Source organism: Pseudomonas sp., from assembly GCF_030147005.1.
Lineage (GTDB): Bacteria > Pseudomonadota > Gammaproteobacteria > Pseudomonadales > Pseudomonadaceae > Aquipseudomonas.
Genome location: NZ_JASLAW010000008.1, coordinates 1 through 24,045, shown reverse-complemented (window position 1 = coordinate 24,045; position 24,045 = coordinate 1). Strand labels below are relative to the sequence as shown.

Below are 24,045 nucleotides of genomic sequence, written 5' to 3'. Positions count from 1 at the left end.
AATGGGACTGCTACGCAGTCCAGCGGGAGCAAGCTCCCTCGCCACAGGGACCGGTTCTGTCTTAACTGACTGGCATTAGGGCTTGCCCCGCCCACAGGTTCGCCTGCTGCGCCATTTAGCCGATGGCAATCCCCTCCCCCGACACACTGCTCACACCCACCAGCGTCACCGAATCGGCACCGAAGCTGATCACGGTATCCCCGCCCACCAGCTTGGCATGATCGCGATAATCCGTGCTGCCCTGCACCTGCGTGAACACCAACTTGTCCGTCGCCTGGTAGCCAATCACGCGGTCATTGCCAAAGTGCCCGCTGAACAGAAAGGTGTTATGCCCGCTGCTGTCGCGAATCGTGTCATTGCCCTTGCCGCCTTCAATAAAGTCCGCGCCGTTGCCGCCTTGAATCAGGTCGTTGCCGTCGCTGCCGATGATGAAGGTATTACCCTTGTGCGCTTCGGCATTGCGGTTGAGGTCTTGCACCCAGGTGTTGGCCCGGGCCGGGTCGGACAGGTTGGCGACGATCACCGTGGCGTCGCGGGTCATCTGCTCGTAGAAGCCGGAGTCGAGGATGCGCGTCATGCCGTCGCCATAGCCGGTGGGCAAGTGCGATACCCAGGTCGGCAGGTTGAGGATGGAAAACGGCAGCACGTTCCACGCCGTTGAGGCGTAGTGGTCGTTGAAGCTGACGATATTGTCGGTGGTGGATTCGTGGGGTTTATCGTGTACGCCGAGGGACGACGGGTTGAACGAAGAGCCGTCCAGCGCACGGAACACCGGGTCGTTTTCGTAGCCTGCGTTCAGCACCTTGTCACCAGCGCTTTGGGTGGGCGAGGCATAGGCTACATAGTTGGAGTCCTTGTAGAAGCCCGACCACTTGCTGTCGCTCAAGTCGGCCATGCTGTTGACCGCCAGCCCACCCAGGCTGTGGCCGCTGACCACCACGTCCCGGCCGCTCAGGCCATGGGCACCGGCAAATTCGGCGACGTGCTTGAGCAGGCCGCCGAAGGCTTCGCCGGTGTAGTTTTTCGCGTAATCCTTGGGGCCGAAGGCAGCGAGCAGATCGCTGATCACATCGCCGATGGCGTCGCTGATCAGGTTTTCACGTGGCCCCGAGGTGCCGCGAAACCCGAGCCCGATTTCCAGCAACTTGCCCGCGTCATCGTATTTGCCCAGCACCTCGACCTGGGCCGAGGCGTAGCCGGGCTTTTCGCCGAAGAAGGTCCCTCGGGCATCGACCTTGCCGGTGTAGCCCAGGGTGCCGGCGCTGATCGGCGTCCAGCCGGCGTGTTGCACCGCTTCAAGGGCGGCTTTTTCCGAATCGGGGTTCCAGGGCACGCCGGGAATCACCCCTTGGGAATCGGAACCACCCAGCAAGGCCGCCACCAGCGTGGCCGGCAAGCCCAGGCCGAGGCCGTTGTGCTGATACCCCACGGCATAGCCGTTATCCAGGTTGTGGTAGGCGTACAACGTGATCGCCATCGCATCGGCGAACAGCGTTTTGGAGCCCTCGGCCCCGAGGTTTTTATAGTCAAAGATACCCATCGCACTGCCTCTCTGTTATTGGATTTGTAGAGAAAGCGAAAACAGCTGTCACCCCCTGACGGAGCCTGCGTCAGGGGGTGTTAAAGCGTTAGAACGCCCAGTCCAGGCTCAAGCCGACGCCATGCACCTTCTCTTTGCTGGCCAGCAGACCGTTGTAATCGAAGTTCACCCGCGCATCCTTGCTCAACGCCAGGCTCACCCGCGCACCGACCAGCGCGGCATCGCGCACCATCGGCGCACTTTCCACCGCGAACGAAGGCCCACCCGAGGCAAACGCCAAGTGTTGTTCGGAATCGGTGCTGCTCAAGTTGTGCTGCCAGCCCAGGGTGCCGGAGACTTCCAGTTGCTGGTGATCGTTGACGTTGAAGGTTTTCAAGGCGCGCACACCCAGGGTGCTCAGCACCAGGTCGCGGCTGTCGTCGCCACTTTTCAGCGCGGCGGCATCGCCCTTCTCGGTGAAGCCATCGGTGTCCAGGTGCACGTAGGCCAGGTTGGCGAACGGCTCAAGCGCCAGTGGTTGCAGGTTGATGCGGTACGCCGCCTCGGTGAACACCTGGGTGCTGTGGGCATCGACCTTGGCTTTTTGCTTGCCGCTGACGTCGCCGTATTGCAGGTCGCGCTTCACATCGGCGCGGTGCCAGCTGTAGGTCGCGCCGCCGCTCAGGCGCCAGGCGCCGATTTCATGCCCGGCATACGCGCCGAAATGGTAGCTGTCGACCGAAGCACGGCTATGGGTGTCGCTGCCCATGTTCAGCGAAGTATCGCTGTAGCCCGCCACCAGGCCGATACGTGTCGCGTCGTCGAGGGCACCGTCCACACCGGCCAGCATGCCGCCGATGGACGTGGTGTAGCCGGCCGTGTCGCTGCGGCTGTCGGTCTTGCCCCAGGCTCCCAGCGCCTTGACCCACACGTTGCCACGGCTGTCGATGGCCTGGCTGGTCGCGCCCATCTCACCGTTGCGCAAGCGTTCGCCGACCGCTTCGCGAACGTAGCGGCTGTCATTGACCAGCGCGGTCTGCAGTGCTGGATAGACTTCGCCACTCAGTTGCTGGAACGCGCCTTGTGCCGAGGCCGCCGTCGGTGCCAGCAGCAGGCTTTCATACACTCCGTTGCCTGCGCCCAGTTGCTCGGCGGCGGCGGCGACGGCGCGTTGGTTCGGCGTTGCGGCCACACTGGCAAAGCTGTTGGTGCGCGCCACGTCCAATTGCACACCGCCCGCCGCGTAGTTCAACGTGCCGCCGATGAACAGGTAGTCCGGCAATACCGCACCGAAGCTGCCCGTGACACCGCCCGCCGCTTGCAGGATGTTGTACTGGCGGCCGATCAGGCTTTGCGCCTGGGTCGCGCTCAACAAGGTCGGGCTGTTTTCCAGGGCCAGGGTCACGGTGCCGCCATTGAGCGTGGCGGTGCCGCCGGCAACGATACGGTCGCTGCTGGTGGGCGACAGTTCCACCGCATAGGTGGAGCCCGCGTCGAAGGTGACATTGCCCGCCACGTTCAGCGTGCCGATGGAGTTACCCGGCGCCACGGTGCCGCCGCTTTTTGCGGTCAGCGATCCGATACGCCCCGAGCCACCGACGACGCCGCTCTGGCTGACAGTGACGTCGGACGTGACCGAACCGTTGATCGCCAGCAAGCCTTGGTTGACCAGAGTCGGGCCGCTGTAGGTGTTGGCGCCGGTCAGTACCAGGGCGCCAATGCCCTGCTTGGTCAGGCCGCCATGCCCGGCGATGTCGTTGCTCCACACGTCCAGCCCGCAATGCACGTCGTTGCACACGCGCTGAGTCGGCTTGCCGGCATCCACCACCGCGCCAATGCCCGGCAGGTCCGCGACGAACTGGCCGCTGCCATAGGCGCCGTCAATGCGAAACTCAGCCGGAATATCCTCGGCGGTAATGAACATCCCCGGACCGTTGACCGCCTTGCCCAGGTTGATCATGCCCCAGCCATACAGCGAATCGATGCCCGGCGCGCCGAGGTCGGTGGCGGTGGTCTTGAGCAGCGTGGAGATCTGGTCGCCACTCATGTACGGGAAGCGCTCCATCAGCACCGCCGCACTGCCGGCCACATGAGGCGCGGCCATGGAGGTGCCGTTGAAGTTGGCGTAGTCGTTGGTGAGGTTCTCCAGGTTGGTGCCGTTGATGACCGAACTGAAAATCTTGGTACCTGGCGCCGACACACAGAAACTCGCCGCATAGCCGCAGCGCGACGAGAAGGTGCTGATCACGTAAGGGTTGGCGCTCGCGGTGTCCGGGTTCTGCTGCAGGGCCGCAACGGACAGCCAGTTCGGCGCAATCTCCGGCACGAAATACGCCAGGCCCGAGATCGCGTCCGGGTTGTTGAGGTTGTAGTCGTTGCCGGCGGCGAAGATGGTCAGCACGCCGCTGCGGGCAGCGTCGATCGCACCTTGATAAGCTCCACCGGCAATCGTGCCAAGGATCGGCCGGATGCTGTTGAACTGGGCCTGGGCTTCATTGACGGTAAAGTTGGGGAACGCCGGATCGCGGCCGCCCTTGGCGTACTGATCACCGATGCCGATACCCCAGCTGTTGTTGATGATCCGCGCGCCGCTGGCCACCAGCGCATCCCAACCGGCTTTGTATACCGCGCCATCGTTGCCCAGGATGATCCCGTCTTCGGGGCCTGGGTCACCGTTTTCAGCACTGATGATTTGTGCGTTGAACGCCACGCCATGCATCGGCCCGCCGTCGCGGTTACCGGCCGCAATGCCACCGACATGGGTGCCGTGGTTGCCCAGTTTGCCGTTGGAGCCCAGGGACGGCGTGCCGTCATAGCGAAACGCATCACCGGCCTTCACCGGAATATACGGGTCGGTGTACTGGCGGATGCCCTCGGTGACGATCGTCACCACCTTGTTGGGGCTGGCGAATTCCGGATGCGGGGCGTACACCGGCTGGTCGAAGATGCCCAGCTTGACGCCCTTGCCGGTGTAGCCGGCGGCATACGCGGTGTCGGCGTGCACGGCGCCCAGCCCCCAGTCGGCCTTGAACTCATTGCTGCGCCAACTGGCGGCGTCGCCCAGTTTTCCGGTTTCCACATAGGGTGCGGCCTGGGCGGTTTCCAGGCCTGCGAGGCCGCTGGCCAGGCAGCACAGCAACGCGCCGTACGGCACGCAACTCAAGGCCTTGAGCGGGTAGCCCGGGCCTGTGTGGGTGGCGATGGTGAACCCTGACTTGCGTTTTTTCACGGTGACCTTCCTTAGTTTTCTTATTGCCGGTTAGGTGAATCACTTTTCCCTGTGGGAGGGAGCAAGCCCCTCCCACATTGGTTCTGTGGTGTTTCTTCAGAACTGCCAGTTCAGGCTCAGCCCCACGCCCTGGGTTTTCTCGCGCCCGCCCAATTGGCCGTTGTAATCCAGGTTGACCCGTGTCGACTGGCTCAGCGCCAGGCTCGCCTGCACGCCCACCAGCGCCGCATCGCGCAGCAATGGCGCGCTGCGCACGGCGAATGAAGGCCCGCCCGCAACAAACGCCAGGCGTTCTTGTGATTCGACGGCGGTCAGGCTGTGCTGCCAGCCCAGGGAACCGGACAGCTCAAGCTGCTGACGGTCGTTCAACACCAGGGTTTTCAACGCCCGCACGCCCAGGGTGGAGAGCACCGCATCACGCCGATCGCTGCCGCGTTCCAGCGCCGCCGCGGCGCCTTTTTCGTGGAACGATTCACTGTCCAGGTGCACGTAGGCCAGGTTGGCAAATGGCTCCAATGCCAACGGCTGCAGGTGAACGCGGTACGCCGCTTCGGTGAACAATTGCGCCGTGCGCGCATCCAGCTTGGTCTTTTGTTTGCCGCTGACGTCGCCGTATTGCAGATCGCGCTTCACATCGCCGCGATGCCAGCTGTAGGCACCTCCGACGCTCACCCGCCAATCGCCCAGCTCGCGCCCGGCGTAGGCGCCGAAGTGATAGCTGTCGACGGACGCCGATGAATGGGTGCCGCTGCCCATGTTCAACGAGCTGTCGCTGTAGCCGGCAACGACGCCGACGCGGGTCTGTTCGTCCCATGGGCCATCGACACCGGCCAGCAAGCCGCCGATGGAGGTGGTGGAGCCCGCCGTTTCATTGCGAGTGTCCGACTTGCCCCAGGCACCCAAGGCCTTGAGCCACAGGTTGCTTTCACCGGCCACCGGCACGTGGCGCAAGCGCTCGCCCACCGCGTCGCGCAGTTGGCGGCTGTCGTTGATCAACATCTCGCCCACGGCCGGGTAGATTTCACCGGACAGGTGCTGCAAGCCCTGTTGCGCCGTGGCAATCGAGTCCGACTGCAGCAGGCTTTCATACACCGGGTTGCCGGCGCCCAATTGCTCGGCGGCCGTGGCGACGGCGAACTGGTTACGGGTGGCGGCAACACTGGCAAAGCTGGCGTCATTGCGCGCTATCGCCAGTTGCACGCCGTTGGCGGCATAGTCGAGGGCGCCGCCAATGAACAGGTAGTTGGGCAGCACTTGGCCGAACTGGCCCTGGATACCGCCGGCCGCCTCAAGAATCGAGTACTGCCGGCCGATCAGGCTCCGGGCCTGGCTCTGGTTCAATAATGTTGGGCTGTTTTCCAGGGCCAGGGTCACCGTACCGCCACCCAGCACGGCCTTGCCGCCGGCGACGATGCGGTCGCTGCTGGTTGGGGTCAGTTCTACCGCGTAGGTGGAACCTGCACCCAGGTTGACATCCCCCGCCACTTGCAGCGTGCCCACTGAATTTCCCGGCGCCACACGTCCACCGTTGTTCACCGACAGCGCGCCGATGCGCCCGGAGCCGCCAAGGGTGCCGCTGTTGTTGACGGTCACGGCCGAGGTCAACGAGCCGTTCACTGCCAACAGCCCCCCGTTGACTGTCGTTGCGCCGCGATACGTGCTGTCGCCGCTCAGCACCAGGCTGCCCGCACCGGATTTGATCAGGCTGCCTTCGTACACGCGGTTCGCCGCGGCTTGATCGCGCGCGCTGCCCACGGCGTAGTCGGTCTGGTCCTGCTGGCTGGCCGTGGCGCTCACGCCGTTCTGCCAGCCTTTATCGAGCAGGGTTTGCTGCCAGGCGCTGTGCTCGGCGCGGTCTTCGGCCTGGCGCTGGAGCAATGCCTGGTCAGATATGCCATTGCTCCACACATCGCCCTGCCCGGCCGCGAGGTTCACATCCATCGCGCCGAGCAATTGCCCCGGCCCGTGCATCGCCCGGCCCAGGTCCGGCACGCCCCAGCCGACGATGGCGTTGGGGGCCTGAGTGATCGAACCGTCGAGTTGGGTGGCGGTGGTCAACAGCACCTGCAACGCCTGCTCATTGGTCATGTAGGGATAGCGTTCCATCACCAGCGCCAACGCGCCCGTGGCATGGGGCGCCGACATCGACGTGCCGGACTTCACGCCGTAGCCGCCGTCCGGGATGGTGCTGTTGATCAGCGCGCCCGGGGTGGAGATACACCAGTATTTGGCGATACCGCACTTGTTGTACTTCTGGTTGTTGGCCTTATCCAGCCCCGACACCGCCAGCCAGTGACCTTCCAGTTCCGGCTGAAAGTACGGCAACGCCGAGCGCACGCTGGCATTCGCGTAACCGCTGTTGCCGGCGCTGAACACATTGATCACCCCGGCCTTGGCCACATCCGCCGCCGCATCCAGCCAGGTGCCGCGGTTGTAGTGCTGGGCGTACGCCGCGTGCAGATCGCCCAAGGTCTGGTAGCTGACGTCCTTGGGCTGGCTGCCCCAGCTGTTGTTGATGGCGCGCGCGCCGGAATCCACCAGGGCGCTGTACACCGCTTTGAAATACTTGGGGTCCGGCGTCGGGCCGAACAGAAAACTGTCGTTGGCGTTGGTGTTGCCGACGTAGACCTGGGCGTTATACGCCACGCCATGCATGCCCACGCCGTCGCGCGCGGCGCCCATGGTGCCGGTGACGTGGGTGCCGTGGGAGTCGTTGTTCGGGTTGAGCGCGCCCGTGGTGCTGAAGGCACTGCCATCGACGTAAGTGCCGCTGGCGGTGACCGGGTGAAAGCGGTCTTTGGACGCTTCGGGGTGATTGGCATCGAAACCCGAGTCCAGCGCACCGATTTTCACGCCATTGCCGCTGATTCCGGCGGCATAGGCTTCATCCGCCTTCATCCGTCCCAGGCCCCAATCGCTCTGGTACTCGGCGGAACGCCAGCTGGCGGGGTTACCTGGCTGGCCGGTCTCGGCGTATTGCGCCTGCGCCGCAACGGACAACAGCAGCAATGAGCCTGCGGTGAAGGGTTTGAAACGTGGTGAATCACTCATCCGTACACTCCTATTATTGTTATTCCCGCTCCCTGCGCGGGCTTTTGTGGCGAGGGAGCTCGCTCCTACATTTTTCTGTCCGGGCCGAAGGCTTCATCCACCTTGGCCAGGTCGGTGTCACGCAAGTTGCCCGCGTAGTAGTGCAATTTGGTCCAGGCCATCAGGTAGTCGTACCGCGCCTGGGCCAGATCGCGTCGGGTGCTGTAGAGCTGCTGCTCGGCATTGAGTGCATCGAGGTTGACTCGCTCGCCGCCAAGGATGCTCTGCTTGGTCGACACCACCAGGGCCTCGGCGGAGATCAAGGCTTTCTGGTAGGCGCGCAGCTTGCTCACCCCCGACAGGCACGCGCTGAACTGGCGGCGCAGTTCGATCAGGGTTTCGCGGGTTTTGCCTTCCAGCTCGTACTCGGCCTGCTCCATGGCGCGGCTGGCCTGGCGCGTGGACGCCGATATGCCGCCACCGGCATACAGCGGCACGCTGACTTCGACGCCGATGGTGTTGGTGTCGTAGCGCTGGTTATAGGTGTTGCCGCTGTCGGACTCTTGCTTGCGCGAACTGGCGTACGCGGTAATTTTCGGCAAATGCCCGGCGCGGTTGCGCTCCACTTCATAACGCGCCACTTCCAGGGCCTGGCGCTGGGAGGCGAGCGTCGGGTTGTTGCTGATCGCCAACTCATGCCAGGTGTCATAGTTGGCCGGGCTCAGGGTGAACGCGGCGAAGCCCTGGTTCAGCGGCGCCAGGTCGTCGATGTTGACGCTTTGCACGCCGATCAACGCACCCAGCTCGCGCAGGGACGCATCCTGCTCATCCAGGGCCTGTATCTCTTCGGCGGTGGCCAGTTCATAGCGCGATTCAGCTTCCAGGATGTCAGTGCGCGTGCCCTCGCCTGCCTTGAACAAGTGCTCGTTCTGCTGGAACTGCTGCTCGAATGCCTTCTTCTTGGCGCGGGCGATATCGATCTGGTCCTGGGCGAACAACGCCTGGGTGTAATAACTCAACACACGCACCAGCAAGGCCTGGCTCTTGTCACGAAAGCTTTCGTCGGCAAACAGCGCCTGGGCCACGCCCTTGCGGTAGTTGGCATAGGCTTCGTAGTCGAACAGCGGCTGTTGCAGGCTGAAAGTGGAACCGTAGCTGTTGTAATTGCGGTCATCGCGATAGCTGCCACCGCGCCCATCGGGCAGGTGCGCCTCGGAATTATTGCGGCCCTTGTTGTAGTTGTACGACAGCCTGGGTAACAAGCCGGCGCGGCCGATGGTGCGGTTTTCCAGGCCGGCGTCGCGCTCCTTGATGGCGCCGAGGAACACCGGGTCGTTGCGCAGGGCTTGCTCGTACACATCGAACGGGCCCATCGCGGCCTGGGCACTGCCACACACCAGCAGCAGCGAAATGAACACTGACTTCATGCTCATTCCTCAGTCAACGCGGAGCCGGCGCGATCGAGCAGCGGCTTGAACAGGTAATTGAGCAACGAGCGTTCACCGGTGCGCACGAACATCTCGGCGGGCATCCCCGGTTTGATCACCAGGCCGTGGAGTTTTTCCAGCGCCGCCTCGCTGACCGTGGTGCGCAGCACGTAATACGGCGCGCCGGTCTTTTCATCGAGCATCTGGTCGGCGGAAATCAGGCTGACCTCCCCCGGCACCCGCGGGGTGCGGCTCTGGTTGAAAGCAGTGAAAAGGATGTCCACCGGCAAATGGGCGCCGACCTTGTCCACCAGGTGCACCGGCAAATGCCCTTCCACTTCCAGGCGCGTGCCTTGGGGCACGATCTCCAGCAGGGTTTCTCCGGCCCGCACTACGGCGCCTTCAGTGTGTACGCCGAGGTTGACGGCGATGCCATCGGCCGGCGCGTTGATTTCGCTGTGCTGCAGGTCGAACCCGGCGGAGGTGAGTTGCTGCTCCAGGGTCAGGCTGCGCAGTTGGGCGTCGGCCAATTGGCTGCGCACTTCCTTTTGATATTCCTCGGTGTGCTGCTGCAATTTGAGGCGCGATTCAAGAATGCCCTGCTCAACGCGGCCGCTCTCGCCGGCATTTTGCGCCAGGTCCTGCTGCACCTGGGACAACTGGCGCTGGTAGTCCATCAGGCGGTTGCGCGGGATGTAACCGTTGTCGGCCAGCGGTTGCAGGCTGCTCAGTTGGTCACGCAGCGATTGCGCCTGGGCGGTCAGGTCGCTGCGGGCGCGGCGCATGCCGCCCAACTGCGACATGGCGCCGTCGATACTTGCGCGAATGCCTGCTTGCTCTCGGGCAAAGGCTTCGCGCCGGCTGCTGAACAGTTGGCGCTGGCCCTCCAGCACCAACGCCAGGGCCGGGTCGGGGTTGCTGCTCAGTTCAGCAGGGAAGCTCACGCCTGGCAGGTTGTCACGCTCGCTCTGCCAGCGGGCGGCGCTGGCCCAGGCCATGCGGTACTGGGCTTGCAGCGATTGCACGTCGGCCTGGTGCTGGGTCTGGTCGAGACGGAACAGCGGCTGGCCCTGCTTCACGGCCTCGCCTTCGCGCACCAGAATCCGGCTGACCACGCCGGGGCTGAGGGTTTGCACCGCCTTGCGCTTGCCCGACACCACCACCGTGCCTTGCACCGGAATGCCTTGATCCAGCGGCGCCAGGCTGGCCCAAAGGAAAAAACCGCCGGCGCCGACAATGGTCAGCAGCCAGCCCATGCGGACGAAGAAACGCGCCTCGTGTTGTTCGTAAATCATGCAAGTATCCTTACTGCTTGACGCAAAACGTGCAGGAGCGAGATTGCTCGCGAAAAACCCACTGGCACCGTGTGTATCCAATCGGAGCGCGTCATCATTGACGACTCTCGCGAGCAAGCTCGCTCCTGCCGCCGGTTCTTTCCCTGGATGCTTCCTGCTGGCCGGACAACGCGCGCAGCACTTCCTGGCTGGGTCCGAACGCCTGCAACTGGCCTTCGCTGAGTATCAGTAACTTGTCGGCCTGGGCCAGCGCGCTGGAACGGTGCGTCACCAGCACCACGCTGCTGCCCTGGGCTTTCATCTGCATGATGGCGCTGGCCAGCGCCGCTTCGCCGACGGTGTCGAGGTTGGAGTTGGGCTCATCCAGCACGATCAGACGCGGCCCGCCATACAGGGCGCGGGCCAGGGCAACGCGTTGCTTCTGCCCGCCGGAGAGGCCGCCGCCGTTGTCGCCCAGTACGGTGTCGTAGCCTTGGGGCAGGCGCAGGATCAGCTCATGCACCCCGGCCTGCTGCGCCGCCTTCACCACCTGCTCCGGGTCGGCCTGGCGAAAACGCGCGATGTTGTCGGCGATGCTACCGCTGAACAATTCGATGTCCTGGGGCAAGTAGCCGATATGCGGGCCGAGGTCGTCGCGGTCCCAGCGGTGAATATCCGCGCCGTCCAGGCGCACGGTGCCGGCCAGGGTCGGCCATACGCCCACCAGCAGACGGGCCAGGGTGGATTTACCCGAACCCGAAGCGCCGAGCACGCCCAGCACTTCGCCGGCACTGAGATTGAAACTGACCTGATGCAGCGTCGCCAGGCGTCGACCCGGCGGGCCCGCGCTGACCTGCTCGAAACTGACCTGGCCCTTGGGCGCCGGCAAGGCCATCTGCTCGCCCTCCGGGGGGAACTCGCGCAGCAGTTCGTCAAGGCGCTGGTAGGCCAACTTGGCCGAACTCCATTGCTTCCACACCGCGATCAACTGGTCGATGGGGCTGAGTACACGGCCCATCAAAATGGAACCGGCGATCATCATCCCGGCGGTCATATCGCCCCTGATCACCAATAAGGCGCCCAGGCCCAGCACCAGTGATTGCAGGCACAAGCGCAAGGATTTGCTCAGAGAGGTGATTACCGAGCCGGTGTCACTGGCTTTGTTCTGCAAGCCGAGGAACTGCGAGTGCACCGCGAACCAGCGCGTGCGCAGTGCGCCGAGCATGCCCATGGCCTGGATGGTCTCGGCGTTGTGCAAATGGCTGGTGGCCAGCTGCGTCGACTGCTGGGAAAAACCACTGGCTTCACCGAGGGGCTTTTTGGTGAGGTATTCGTTCAGGCAGGCCAAGCCGATCAGCAGCACCGCCCCGGCCGTTGCCAACACGCCAAGCCATACGTTGAACAGGAAGATCACGAACAGGTAAATGGGAAACCAGGGCGCATCGAAAAACGCGAACAGCGCCGGCCCGGTGATGAATTGGCGGATAGCGGTCAGGTCGCCCAGGGATTGCCCGGCATGCCCCTGGCCGCGCTGCAGGTTGCGTTCGAACGCAGCCTTGTACACGCGCAGATTGAAACGCCGCTCCAACTGGCTGCCGATACGGATCACGATAAAACTGCGCACCACTTCCAGCAGGCCGATAAACGCAAAGAAGCCCACGACCATCAGCGTCAACATCACCAGGGTGGTTTCGTTCTGGGAGGACAGCACGCGGTCATACACTTGCAGCATGTAAATCGAGGGCACCAGCATCAACAGATTAATCAATGCGGTGAAACAACCAACACTGATCAGAATACTTTTGTATTCACCCAACGCCCTGAATAAGGGCGCAACCCCATGGGACTTCGCCATAGTATTTGATCTTCCTTGAAGCAAATTACGCACAATAGTCGCCCCGCCTCATGAATAAGGTGGCCACTATCAAATCAAGTTATAGGCTTATAACTAAAGTGTTCGTTGCAACACAACAAGTTGCCCCGCTTTAGTGCGGGCCTGGTATTCGCCTTCTTTCTGGCGATTCAAGTGAGTAATTCCGGAGCCGGCAGCATTAAACAGCCAGATACCGTCCGGCGTAGGCGACCAGGTCAACGGTTTTTCTCCCAGCCACTGCTCGACGCAGGCGACATCGCCTTTCAAGGCATTGGCTTGCTCGACCAACTCCAGTGCGCACACCTGATCCTGCTGCTTCAGCTCCCAATGCCCGGCCAACTGCGCGGCGGTGGGTAATACAAGACTGCTAGCCATTGCGTGGGCTCCTGCCGACACGAACAACACCTGTAAAACACAGGCGATCAAATAAGAAAAACGCGGCATGTGCTGCTCCATCCTGGAACGCGGCGCCGGAGCGCCGCGCGTTTACATCACGCCACGATGTCGCTGGCAGCCGCCTGGCCAACGGTAGTGACGAGGAAATCCGCCACGCCGTGCCCGGAGAAGTCCACCGCCAACGTACCCAGGTTGGTACCTGAGGCGTAGGACAGAACCGCGTCGCCTGCATGCCCGGTGAAGGCATTGACGAAGGTCACGCCTGCGCCCTTGGTGATACCGGACAGGTCGATCTTGTCGGAACCCGAGGTGAAGTCAAAGATCTTGTCCGCAGCCCCCGGCTTGGAATCGGACACGGCACCGAACACAAAGGTGTCGCTGCCGGCGCCGCCCCACAGTTGGTCCGCACCGCCACCGCCGTAGATGAGGTCGTTGCCGGCCCCGCCCTTGATGAGGTTGGCGGCCTGGTTACCAATGATCAGGTCGTTGCCCGCGCCGCCGAAAGCGTTCTCTACCGTGACGCCCTTGGCGATGGACACGTTGCCCACCAGGCCGCCAACGTCGGAGAACGACGTTGCAGTGAGGTTGATCTTCTGGTTTTGCGTGAAACCGGAGAAGTCCAGGGTGTCGTTGCCGCCACCGTCCCATACCGAGAACACCAGCTTGTCGGCATTGGATGTGGCGCTGAGGAAGTCGCGCCCGGTGTTGGAGTTGAACCCGTAGGTGGTGTCGCCGGCGCGGGTGTTGAAATTGGCGCCGTAGAGCTTCTGGATCGCGGCAATGTCGTCGATCAGCGGACCGGAAGCGTACGCCTCGACCCCGCCTTTGCTGAAGTTCTGGTTGGTGTTGCTCTCACTCCAGTAACTCATGAGGCTGTAGCCGCGCGTGTCCTGTCCATAGGTCGCGTCGTTATAGGTCGGGTTGCCGTTCCCGGCGTTGTAGTCGCCAGGGTGAGCCAGGCCGAGGGTATGGCCGATTTCGTGGGTCAGGGTCTGCCGGCCATAGTTGTTCAGGTCCGGCGTCTTGTTCGGCGTGTAGCTATTGTTGGTCAGGTACCACGAGGTGCCGTCGTAGCCCGCACCGGTGCCTGGCAGGTAAGCGAACGCCGCCGCGCCGTCCTGGCCGCCGCTGTAGTTGCCGAAGGTCATGTGCCCGTCGCCGCCGGAAGCCTTTTCGGTAAAGGTCACGTTGGCCACATCCGACCAGGATTGCATGGCCAGTGCGGCCTGTGCTTTCTGCTGGGCGCTGAATTGGCTGAAGCCCGAGATGCCATGTTTGTTCATGGTGCTCTGGGTAGCCGAGGTGAGGAAGGTGTAGGTCAGATCGATCTTGCCGTTGCCATCAAAGTCCCGGTACGCGGCGCCATCCCGCAACAGCTGGGTCGCTGCCTGGTCCACGCTGTAGGACGGTTTGCCATTGACCGTAAGGTTGCCGCCACGGTCATACAGATGGCTGAAGCTATCGATTTGCGAGTAAGCAGTGCTGGCTTGCGCGGCAGATACAATAGCCTTGTCTTTTACTTTTGACATAAACGTACATCCTTGTTTGCAAGTGCATCAGTCTTTGTTCGATAGGAACCTCGCGGGCGAGGATAGTCCTATCACTCACCTCTTTTGAAGGCGTAAGAAAACTGACACAACTCGAAATCTTTCGTCTACAAATATTTCAGCAGGCAAAAGCAGGCCCCGCTCCAACTTAAGGAAGTCGCACGTAGCGTTTGTTGGGGACGGTTGTGTTTGTGCGGCCCAATAGCACCCCGCGATATTTAAATATTAAATACAAGTAAAGCCGCGCTAGTTGAGCGGTCTACTTGAATAACGGATCCAATATATTGTCACGGTGTCATTAACAGTATTAAAGAGCCACTACTTATCCGTTAACACTGCGTTGTCCCCTTTTACCGGGGCATACATCAGCCACGCGTGTGCAGCGCGGGCCCAACACCGCCTCGCCTGTCAGGCCTCGGCTGGGCGCATGGCCTGTTGCCGGTGGCGCAGGCCAGGGACAGGTCGCCGCCGGTGGCTTTCTGCCTAAGTCGGGAGAAAACATGATCCAAATCAAAATGAGGTAAAGAACCGCCGAACGGGCCTGAAAAAGTCGCCGCGCACATGCGAACGAATGCTATTTTTAAACCTCGTAGCCAGGACTGCTGAATGTCCTGGCCCCTGCCGCGAGCTAAAGGAAGCGCTCAATGAACAAGGTAGGCACCATGAACAAAGTGACATTTCCCAACGCTTGTCAGCTGATGCGCTGGCATTTTCATCCGATGGGCTTCGAAGGGAGCATGGACGCTCCCGGCAGTATGGTTGCCCGCCTGTTCGACCGGGCCAGCGGCGAGACGCTGATCGCTATCGCCGGTATCCCTTGCGCCACCGTCATGAACGCCGCCGACGTGGAGCGGATCATCGAGGCGGTGGAAGACGAGCTGGAGTGTTTTGTGCCGCCGTTGTCGTTGCGGGCCTGATTGATCGCTGCAGACCGATAAGATCCAGTTGTGGAAGGACGCCTGCTCTCGATAGCGTTGGGCCAGTCATCACCAGGTCGAATGACAGACCCAACGCTATTGGGTCAAGCCTCCTCCCACATTCAAATCGCCTTTATGCCGATTAACCGCGCCGATCATCGAAGAACGCTTTTTTGCCGTCCACTCGCTCCGACGCCTTTGGCACATTCACCGCCTGGCCTTCCGGCTTTTCCACATACCAATAACACTGGCTTACCGCTCGTGTGATGCCGACGTAGGCCAGGCGCAGCACCTCGTCTTTTTGTGCGTTGTCATACGCTTCGCTGTCGCCGTCCTTGCCCAGGCCCGCCATGCGGTAGACCTGATTCTTGTAAGGCGAGCTGGTGAGGTGCTGGCAGTCGCCCAACAGAAACACTACATCCGCCTGCAGGCCCTTGGCACTGTGATAGGTCAGCTGTTTCAGCCTTCGCGCCTGTGGCGGCAAGCTGGAATCCAGATTAACTACAGCCTGAATTTGCTCTTGTATCAACAGCTTATCGCTGCTTTTTCGATACAGCATCAAGATCGTATCGCCTTGCCGGTAGTGCTCGATCAATTGCCGGGCCAATGCCGCATCGTCGCGTTCCAGCACTACCACGGGCACCAATGGTTTGGGCTCGCCACCGGCCTTGGCCTTCTTGCCTGGAATGGCCGGGGCGCTGCGCACGATGTGCTCGGCGGCGTCGATGATGTGCTGATGGCTGCGGTAGTTTTCAACCAGCATCACACGGGTGGTGCTCGGCGATACGAACTCCTTGTTGAACTCCATGAAGTACTTGGGCGAGCTGCCGCGCCAGCCGTAGATCGATTGCCAGTCATCCCCCACGCACAGCAGCGATGAGCGCTGCGCCCCACGTCCCACGTGCATGGCCGGGCCCCGGCTGCGGATTTCACGCAGGCTGGCGCGGATCCACGAGACGATCTGTGGCGATACGTCCTGGAACTCGTCGATCATCAGGTGCGACATCGGCCGCAGCAGCGGGTCGCTGAGCAGCTTGAGGTTTTCCGGCGTGTTTTCGCCAAACAAGGAAAACATGCGGTTATAGGTCATGATCGGCGGCGATTGATCAAGCAAATGATCTTCCAGGGCTTTCCAGAAAATACCCAGGGCCTCAAAGAACAATCGGTCCGGGTCGTCTTTGGCGAAGCTCATGCGGCCCACGGCGGTGGGAACATCCAGGCCAAGGTTCTCGATAAAGCCTGCGGCCATGACAAAGCTGTCCAATAGCGGCGCTGAGGCAAGCTCGCCCTGGACCTTGTAATCAAACCCGGGCCCGGCCGTGGCATCCCCCGCCAGGCTGCTTGACACTCTTCTTGAAGACTCATAGCTGTCCAGCCATATCAAAGGCTTACGGCAGAAAGCTTGAAACAGGGTGCGCTTTACCACCCATTCGGCACGCACCGAGAGCTTTGAATTCGGTCGGCTGATCTGGGCGTTTTCCCGCGAATCAAAGCCCAGCACCACCCACGCATCCAATTCAGGGATATAGCCGTGGCAATGAAATTGCGCCCCGTTGATTTCAAAGGTCTGCCGGCTCGGCTCGATGCCTTTGATCGGCCAGGCACCGGCACGAAACCATAGGTCCTCAATGACGTCGCAGAGTTCTTCATCGCGCTTGGCCGCCAGTTCCGTCACCGCCACGCGCTTCTGCACGTCCGGGTGGTCACGTTCCAACTCCCGCAGCTGCAGCCCATGGCGTGCCAGCGGCGCGATCAGTTCACGAAAACGCGCGTGGCTGCCGTGCAACCGGTGGTAGCAGGCATTCATCTGTTGGCGCTGGGCGTCGTTGATGCGCAAATCGAAGGGGTTGCTGTCGGCGTCTTCGAACCCCGCGCTGAGGTTCTCGAAAGCTTGCAGTCGCTCAAAGCCCGGCAGGCTGCGCACCATCGGCAGGATGCGCGAGTGAAAGGTGCGCACCACCGCCTGGGCTTCTTTCTGGCCAAGGGGTTGGCCCCACAGGTTGAGAATCTCCATGAGCTTGAGAATGAAGTCTTTGCGCGACTCGCGGGTGAACGTCACCACGGTCATCGAACTCAGCTCGAAGCCCAGGTAATGGGTGAGCAACAGGATGCGCAGCACCAGGGAGGTAGACTTGCCCGCGCCGGCGCCGGCAATCACCGAGGTCGAAGGCGTGTCGCTGAAGATCATCTTCCACTGCGCGGCACTGGGCTGGGCGTGAGACGGCAGCAAACGCGCAGCGTCGGCCTTGATGCGCTTTTTTATGTCGGCGGTCAGCGGCAATCGCCAATCGTCGAACAGACTGTCATCAATGCCGGGAGCACGGTGTTCATCGGAGCGAAAATCGCGAATCAACAGGACCTGCCGGCCCTCTTCCAAACCCTCCGCCTTGCCCTCTCGATAACCGTACTCCACACCGGCTTCGTGCCCGCTGCGAAAACCGTCGGCTTGACCATGCAACCAGGAAAACCGGTGCTGAGCGCGCAAACGCGTGAGGCCATGGCCGAACAGGCGTGCGGCAAGCCGTTTCAATAGCGGCATTTCCGCAAGGGGGCGCAGTTCAGGGGGCAGATCAGGCTGTGGGTGCGGCACGCGGACTCCTGCGACGAGCGTGGTTTTGACAAGGCTCCATGGTCGCCGGAATTGACGCTCAGTTCCAGCCAAATGCTTTGCCGTCATGCAGTTAGGCGATGAAGTGAAAGTTAATGCCCTTATTTACAATCGAATTAATAGATAGGAATAAGGCATTTTTTACGCTTTTTATCGATCATGCGCTGATGGACCATAGCGCCATCAACAGGAGACGATCATGCTTGAACTTCGACCTTTCAACACCCTGGGCGGCGCCCACCACGGCTGGCTCGACGCCCATCATCATTTCTCGTTTGCCGAATACCATGACCCCGAGCGCATGCACTGGGGCAACCTGCGGGTGTGGAATGACGACATCATCGCGCCGGGCAGCGGCTTCCCGCAGCATTCTCACCGCGACATGGAAATCATCACCTACGTGCGTGAAGGCGCCATCAGCCATGCCGATAACCTGGGCAACAAGGGCCGTACCGAGGCTGGAGATGTGCAGGTGATGAGCGCAGGCACGGGGATCGCCCACAGCGAATACAACCTGGAAGCCACGCCGACCAAGATCTTCCAGATCTGGATCATTCCGAATGAGGCTGGGTTGCCGCCGTCCTGGGGAGCCAAGCCGTTTCCGCAGGGTGAGCGCGAAGGTTTCGTTACCCTGGCCAGCGGCAAGGCCGGAGACACTGAAAGCCTGCGCATCCGCGCCGATGCACGCCTGGTGGCGGCGAATCTGAAGGCGGGCGAAAGTGCCGAGTACCGGCTGGACAGCGGGCGACGTGCGTACCTGGTGCCGGCAACGGGGGCGATTGAAGTCAATGGGGTGCGTGCGCAAGCTAGAGATGGTGTGGCGGTTGCCGACGAGCAGGTGTTACGGGTGACGGCGATTGAAGACAGTGAAGTCGTGCTGGTCGACTTAGCCTGAGCTGAAACCCTCTTATGTGGGAGGGGCAAACCCCCTCCACATTTTCGTCTCAGGGTGTCCGTTACTGGGAAATGGCTGCGTCCACCAGCACCTGGGCCTCTTCCACCAATTGCTTGAGGTGATCCTCACCTATAAAGCTCTCGGCGTAGATCTTGTAGATGTCCTCGGTGCCCGATGGGCGTGCGGCGAACCAGCCGTTTTCGGTCATGACTTTCAAACCGCCAATGGCCTGGTTGTTGCCCGGCGCGTGGCTGAGAATCTGCTGGATGCTTTCCCCGGCCAATTGCGTGGACGTAACCTGCTCCGGCGACAGTTTGCCCAGCAAGGCTTTTTGCGCCGGCGTGGCTTTGGCATCGACGCGAATGGCAAAGGGTTCGCCGAGGGCGTCGGTCAGGCCGCGATAGATCTGGCTCGGGTCCTGGCCTTTGCGCGAGGTCATTTCGGCGGCGAGCAAGGCCGGGATCAGGCCGTCCTTGTCGGTGCTCCAGACTGTACCGTCCTTGCGCAGGAACGAAGCCCCGGCGCTTTCTTCGCCACCGAACCCCAGCGAACCTTCAAACAAACCGTCAGCAAACCATTTGAAGCCCACCGGCACTTCGTACAAACGACGACCGATACGCGCGGCAACACGGTCGATCAGGCCGCTGCTGACCACGGTTTTGCCGACTGCCGCATCGGCACGCCAGTCAGGGCGGTTCTGGAACAGGTAGTCGATGGACACGGCCAGGTAATTGTTCGGCGCCAACAGCCCGCCGGACGGGGTCACAATGCCGTGACGGTCGTGGTCCGGGTCGCAGGCGAACGCCACATCGAAGCGCTCCTTGAGGCCGATCAGGCCTTGCATGGCGTAGCTGGAAGACGGGTCCATGCGGATCTGGCCGTCCCAGTCGACGCTCATGAAGCGGAAAGTAGCGTCGACTTCGGTGTTCACCACGTCCAGGTTCAGCCGGTAGTGCTCGGCAATCGCCGACCAGTAGCGCACCCCTGCTCCGCCCAGCGGATCAACGCCCAGGCGCAAGTCGGCGCTGCGGATGGCATCCATGTCGATCACATTGATCAGGTCGGCGACGTAGCTGTTGAGGTAGTCATGCCGATGGGTGGTGTCGGCCTTGAGCGCCTGGGCGTGGGTGATGCGCTTGACCCCGGCGAGCTTGTTGGCCAGCAGTTCGTTGGCCTTCGCTTCGATCCACTTGGTGACATGGGTGTCGGCGGGGCCACCGTTAGGCGGGTTGTACTTGTAGCCGCCACTTTGCGGCGGATTGTGCGACGGCGTGATGACGATACCGTCCGCCAGCCCGCTGGTGCGGCCACGGTTGTAGCAAATGATCGCGTGGGAAATCGCCGGCGTCGGCGTGTATTCATCGCCTTCGGCGAGCATGACGTGCACGCCATTGGCGGCGAGAACTTCCAACGCGCTGGCGCCGGCCGGCGTCGACAGTGCGTGGGTGTCCAGGCCGACGAACAGCGGGCCGTCGATACCCTGGGCCTGGCGATACAGGCAGATGGCCTGGCTGATCGCGAGCACATGCCATTCGTTGAAGCTCAGCTCGAAGGAGCTGCCACGGTGCCCGGAAGTACCGAACGCCACGCGCTGGGTGGAGATCGCTGCATCAGGCTGGCCGGTGTAATAGGCCGTGACCAGTCGCGGGATATCCACCAGCAACTGGGCTGGTGCCGGCTTGCCCGCAAAAGGACTGATAGTCATGCATAAACCTCGAAAAAATAAGGATCGGAAAAATGGCAGTTTACGGGGACTTGGACTGCTGCGCGACGGTATCGATCCAACAACGGATACAGAAATTTCTTACATGTCAGATCTGTGCCTGCTGCAGCGCCTCGGCCAATCCATCCAAGGCGACATCCAGGTTCGGATGCCCGCTGAACGCATGACTCAGGCGCATATGCTGGTGATGCAAGCCGCTGAGGCGGGAGCGATCACCACCTGTTGCGTGACCATGCGCTGGAACACTTGACGCATATCCACCGCCGCCGTCGATTGCAACCAGAAACTGGCGCCGGCAATGGGCGCTCGGTAGTTCACCCGGCCCTCCAGGCGGGCGTCCAGGCGATGGCTCATGGCCTGTGCCTGCTCCCTCAGGCGCTGCCGAAGAGCCTGCAAGTGCTGGTCAAACCGGCCGCTTTCGTACAGGCGCGCAATGGCACGCTGCCGGATTGACGACAACCGGAATGCGCGCAGCAAAAACTGACGCTGCAACTCGCTGCTCAGTTGGCGCGACAGTAAAAAGCCAAACGGTGCTTCCGGGCCCAGGATCTTCTCGAACGAGGAGAACACCATCAGCCGCTCGGGGTTGACCAGGTGCCGCAACGCCGCGGGGGACGGTACGAAGCTCAGCTCGCCAAAGGTGTCATTCTCCAGCAGCCAGCAGCCGAATCGGTCCAGCAGATGGGCAACCTGCAACCGCTCCTGCACCGACAGCACGCTGCCTGACGGCATGCTCACCACCGATGACAGCAGCACCAAGCGCACCGGCTCGTGGCTCAGCAGGTATTCAAAGGTGGTCAAATCGAAGCGGCCATCGGCTTGCCAGGGCAACTCGATTACCCGCACCCCGGCGCCCTGCAACAGGCGCAGGACCAGATAATCGCAGGGCGATTCGGCCACCACCACGCTGCCCTTGAGGCCCAGAACGTCAATCAGGATTTCCAGAACACCGCGCAAGTCGGCGCCGATATACACCTCATCCGCTTGCCAGCAACGCGTGGGCGAGGCGGTATAACGCGCCGCCAGGGCCGCGCGCAGCTCCCAGACGCCGGAGGGTTGCGAGTGAGTTTGCAGGTGGTGCGGATAGCGGCGGATCAATTGGCGCTCCAGCGTAAGCAATGTGCCATCCAGTGAGCCCAGCAGCGCCGGTTCATCGCCGCTGAGCACCACCATCGCCGGCCGCCGCGCTGCCGCGTACAGGCGCTCAAGCAAATCCTCGCTCGTCACCATTTGCGCGCCGGTGGCCACCGGCCAGGCAGAGTAGCCTGACTTGGCCACCGAATAGATCCGCCCTTCTTTTTCCAAAATCGAGTAGGCGTACTGAATCGTCGAGATCGACACCTTCAAGCGAGTCGACAGCTGCCGCAGGGAAGGCAGCTTTACCGGCTTTTCAAGGCTGACTTCGTTGATCAGGTTGATCATGTAGCGGTACACCGCCTGATAGGCAAAATCCGCTTGCCGCTCCCCGCGCAGCCTCATGAATGCCCGTCCCGGTTTGCACGCACAGGCACGCTGTTAACGCCCCGACAATTGCGCAATCTGCGCCTGCACCCGCTTCCCGCGCTGTTTGCGCGCCGGGGTGTCACGGCTCGCCTGCTGGGGGCACTTGCGGTACAGATGCTGTAACAGCGGCAATGACAAGCCACTGGTATCAATCAGCCATTGCTGCAGCATGTCCGCGGCGGGCTTGCCCTGCAGCGCCTTGTGCAATTCGGGCAGCCCCACCAGCATGCCGGGGTGACATTGACGCAGATAACCCTCCAGACGCTCGCCATGATGGATAAAGGGTGAAAACAACAGGCAAGTCAGTTGGCCCTCCTCCAGGCCGAAGAATTCCTTGGCGTAGGTCGTCGACAACACGCGCCCATCCGGGCTGCCCATCTCGTCGATCAACGTGTCCGGGATTTGTCGGCGGATCATTGCGTCCCTCGCCTGCCGCACAAACGCTTCGACGCCGCTCTCGTACGACAGCTCACGCAGGCATTGGGCCTGTAACCCGTGCAAATGCGCCATGAGCAACGGGTTGGGATAGTCAGGGTGGCTGAAGTGAACGTCGAACGGGTCCGGCTTGTGGGCCAGGAACTCGGTAAGCAGCGGTGCCGAGGCAACCTCGACGTCGTCTAGCAGGTCGGCGACCCCGATGTAGGCCAGATGGCGGTGCCCGGCGCGGCACGGGTTCTCGGTCTCCACGTAGTGCTCACCATAGAGGTCGCGGTAGCAACCGGTGCTCCACTCTTCCATGCGTGCGAACAGGATATTGAGCGACGCGGGCCGGCGCGGCGGCATAGCGACGCCCGCGCGCAGGGCCGTGCGCTTGAGCCAGGCCAGGTATTGGCTTTGCTTGCGCGCGGAGTCGCCGCTGACCAGCGCATGCACGCCGCCATTCCACGCACTGACACGCTGGTAGAAATCCCCCAGGGCCAGGTAACTGTCGTAGCACAGCGTTGCGCGGATATCTCCGGACGTCAGGTGCCCGATCATCAGCATATTGCGTTGGCTGATCTCACGACCGGCGCTGGATGCGGGCCGCTGATGATTGAAAGGCTGCACCTGCTGGTTTTCCACCATCAACAGCTCCACCCGTGGGTCATCGTGGAAAAACAGCGCGCTGTAGCCCTCGTTCAGGCTGTCGAGTGTCGCCTGGGTCATCCCGGCATGCCGCAGCGTCGCTACCCGCAGATGAAAAGTCTTGGGCGCACGACCTGCGATGCTCAACTGCGCCGCTCGCAACAGCGCCAGCGTATAGCTGCTGACTTCGCCGCCACCGTGGGCGATCAACACTTTGTAGTTCGCCACTTGCTCCATGCCACCTGCGGCCACCACTATTCGCTGGATCAACAATTGAAGTGCAGTTCGTTCGGCGCGTGTGAAGTGCCCCATCAAACGTTGCAGAACTTGCTGATAAACATAGTTCATGGCTTGTTCGTGAATTGCGCTCATCGTTCTACTACCTGAGTTGAAATATCAGTTTCAAGCAACTTTTGATGTGGCTGCCTGACCCATTACATCTGTAGGTTTTTCTTCCGCTGCAGGGCACAAGGATCATTAAACACTGGCACTCTGCAACAAAATTACCGGAGCGGTCACCTGAGCTGCGTGTAAGCAAATCCACGTGCAGGCACGCCAAATCCACGGCCTTGCGTAATCGAGTCGCTAATCTCAGGAATATTCCTACAGCCTCCTACAGCGCTTTAACCAATAAACTAGCGAAACATCCGACAAATATTAGATCACCCACTTAATCCTTATTTCTGCAAGAAGACGGCATGTTCTGAGTGTTTTTCGGCGGGCAGGGCATCGCCTCGTTAGTTTGCTGATTCGAGACAGTAATGTCGGATAGCTAATCATTGCTCATTCCTTGAGATGACGGTTGAGCCACAATTATCGGCACTCAAATAATGATTAAATAGATACAGAACTGCGCAGGAAAGCAGTTCAGATGCTGCGCGGCGCGAACTTCAGTGACGCCCACACAGTAACGCCGCGCTGGATTTCAGGGCGGCGTAAGGGACAAAGGTATTGTTTGCGGGGCGCAACGACCTCGGAGTGGCTCAACCCTGACGTGGGTTAAGCCCGGACAAATGGCGCATCTGCCGCATCCGCGCAG

Annotated in this window: 13 protein-coding genes and 1 pseudogene; 2 read left to right on the top strand and 12 right to left on the bottom strand. The window is 61.6% G+C overall.

The features are described 5' to 3' along the window. Nucleotides 1-115: 115 nt before the first annotated feature. From Q1V60_RS00550 to Q1V60_RS00515, 8 genes are all read right to left on the bottom strand, one after another. Nucleotides 116-1,540: a lipase gene (locus Q1V60_RS00550; protein WP_300626730.1), complete on the bottom strand. Its 1,425-nt coding sequence runs from the start codon at nucleotides 1,538-1,540 to the stop codon at nucleotides 116-118. Nucleotides 1,541-1,628: 88 nt separating this feature from the next. Further along, nucleotides 1,629-4,748, bottom strand: coding sequence for an autotransporter serine protease (locus Q1V60_RS00545; RefSeq protein ID WP_300626729.1), 3,120 nt, complete (start codon nucleotides 4,746-4,748; stop codon nucleotides 1,629-1,631). A 96-nt stretch (nucleotides 4,749-4,844) separates the two neighbouring features. Next, a complete protein-coding gene (locus tag Q1V60_RS00540) occupies nucleotides 4,845-7,799 on the bottom strand; it encodes an autotransporter serine protease (RefSeq protein ID WP_300626728.1) in 2,955 nt (984 codons plus the stop codon). A gap of 65 nt (nucleotides 7,800-7,864) precedes the next feature. Next, nucleotides 7,865-9,205 (bottom strand): TolC family outer membrane protein, encoded by a 1,341-nt coding sequence (locus Q1V60_RS00535; RefSeq protein WP_300626727.1) that lies wholly within the window; start codon nucleotides 9,203-9,205, stop codon nucleotides 7,865-7,867. A gap of 2 nt (nucleotides 9,206-9,207) precedes the next feature. Next, entirely contained in the window at nucleotides 9,208-10,500 is a 1,293-nt protein-coding gene (locus Q1V60_RS00530; protein ID WP_300626726.1) for an HlyD family type I secretion periplasmic adaptor subunit, read from the bottom strand. A 94-nt stretch (nucleotides 10,501-10,594) separates the two neighbouring features. Beyond that, the gene (locus Q1V60_RS00525) at nucleotides 10,595-12,334 is read right to left on the bottom strand and encodes a type I secretion system permease/ATPase (RefSeq protein WP_300626725.1); all 1,740 of its coding nucleotides are present in this window, start codon (nucleotides 12,332-12,334) and stop codon (nucleotides 10,595-10,597) included. A 93-nt stretch (nucleotides 12,335-12,427) separates the two neighbouring features. Beyond that, the gene (locus Q1V60_RS00520; RefSeq protein WP_300626724.1) at nucleotides 12,428-12,796 is read right to left on the bottom strand and encodes an AprI/Inh family metalloprotease inhibitor; all 369 of its coding nucleotides are present in this window, start codon (nucleotides 12,794-12,796) and stop codon (nucleotides 12,428-12,430) included. Between the two features lie 47 nt (nucleotides 12,797-12,843). Then, nucleotides 12,844-14,277, bottom strand: a complete 1,434-nt coding sequence (locus tag Q1V60_RS00515; protein ID WP_300626723.1) for a serralysin family metalloprotease — start codon at nucleotides 14,275-14,277, stop codon at nucleotides 12,844-12,846. 662 nt (nucleotides 14,278-14,939) lie between these two features. On the opposite strand from Q1V60_RS00515, the gene Q1V60_RS00510 reads away from it, so the two are divergent. Then, complete coding sequence (locus tag Q1V60_RS00510; protein ID WP_300626722.1) at nucleotides 14,940-15,212, top strand: DUF1652 domain-containing protein; 273 nt, start codon at nucleotides 14,940-14,942, stop codon at nucleotides 15,210-15,212. A 142-nt stretch (nucleotides 15,213-15,354) separates the two neighbouring features. Here Q1V60_RS00510 and Q1V60_RS00505 read toward each other — a convergent pair whose 3' ends face one another. Next, entirely contained in the window at nucleotides 15,355-17,802 is a 2,448-nt protein-coding gene (locus Q1V60_RS00505; protein ID WP_300626721.1) for a UvrD-helicase domain-containing protein, read from the bottom strand. A 217-nt stretch (nucleotides 17,803-18,019) separates the two neighbouring features. Between Q1V60_RS00505 and Q1V60_RS00500 the strand changes: the two genes are divergently transcribed. After that, on the top strand, nucleotides 18,020-18,715 hold the full coding sequence (locus tag Q1V60_RS00500; RefSeq protein ID WP_300626720.1) for a pirin family protein: 696 nt from the start codon (nucleotides 18,020-18,022) through the stop codon (nucleotides 18,713-18,715). A 61-nt stretch (nucleotides 18,716-18,776) separates the two neighbouring features. Here Q1V60_RS00500 and pgm read toward each other — a convergent pair whose 3' ends face one another. The 3 genes and pseudogenes from pgm to Q1V60_RS00485 all read right to left on the bottom strand — a co-directional run bounded on the left by pgm (nucleotide 18,777) and on the right by Q1V60_RS00485 (nucleotide 23,378). After that, on the bottom strand, nucleotides 18,777-20,420 hold the full coding sequence (gene pgm / locus Q1V60_RS00495; protein ID WP_300626719.1) for a phosphoglucomutase (alpha-D-glucose-1,6-bisphosphate-dependent): 1,644 nt from the start codon (nucleotides 20,418-20,420) through the stop codon (nucleotides 18,777-18,779). A gap of 106 nt (nucleotides 20,421-20,526) precedes the next feature. Continuing rightward, nucleotides 20,527-21,917 (bottom strand): annotated as a pseudogene (locus tag Q1V60_RS00490) (PLP-dependent aminotransferase family protein). Between the two features lie 36 nt (nucleotides 21,918-21,953). Further along, on the bottom strand, nucleotides 21,954-23,378 hold the full coding sequence (locus Q1V60_RS00485) for a hypothetical protein (RefSeq protein WP_300626718.1): 1,425 nt from the start codon (nucleotides 23,376-23,378) through the stop codon (nucleotides 21,954-21,956). Nucleotides 23,379-24,045 lie beyond the last annotated feature (667 nt).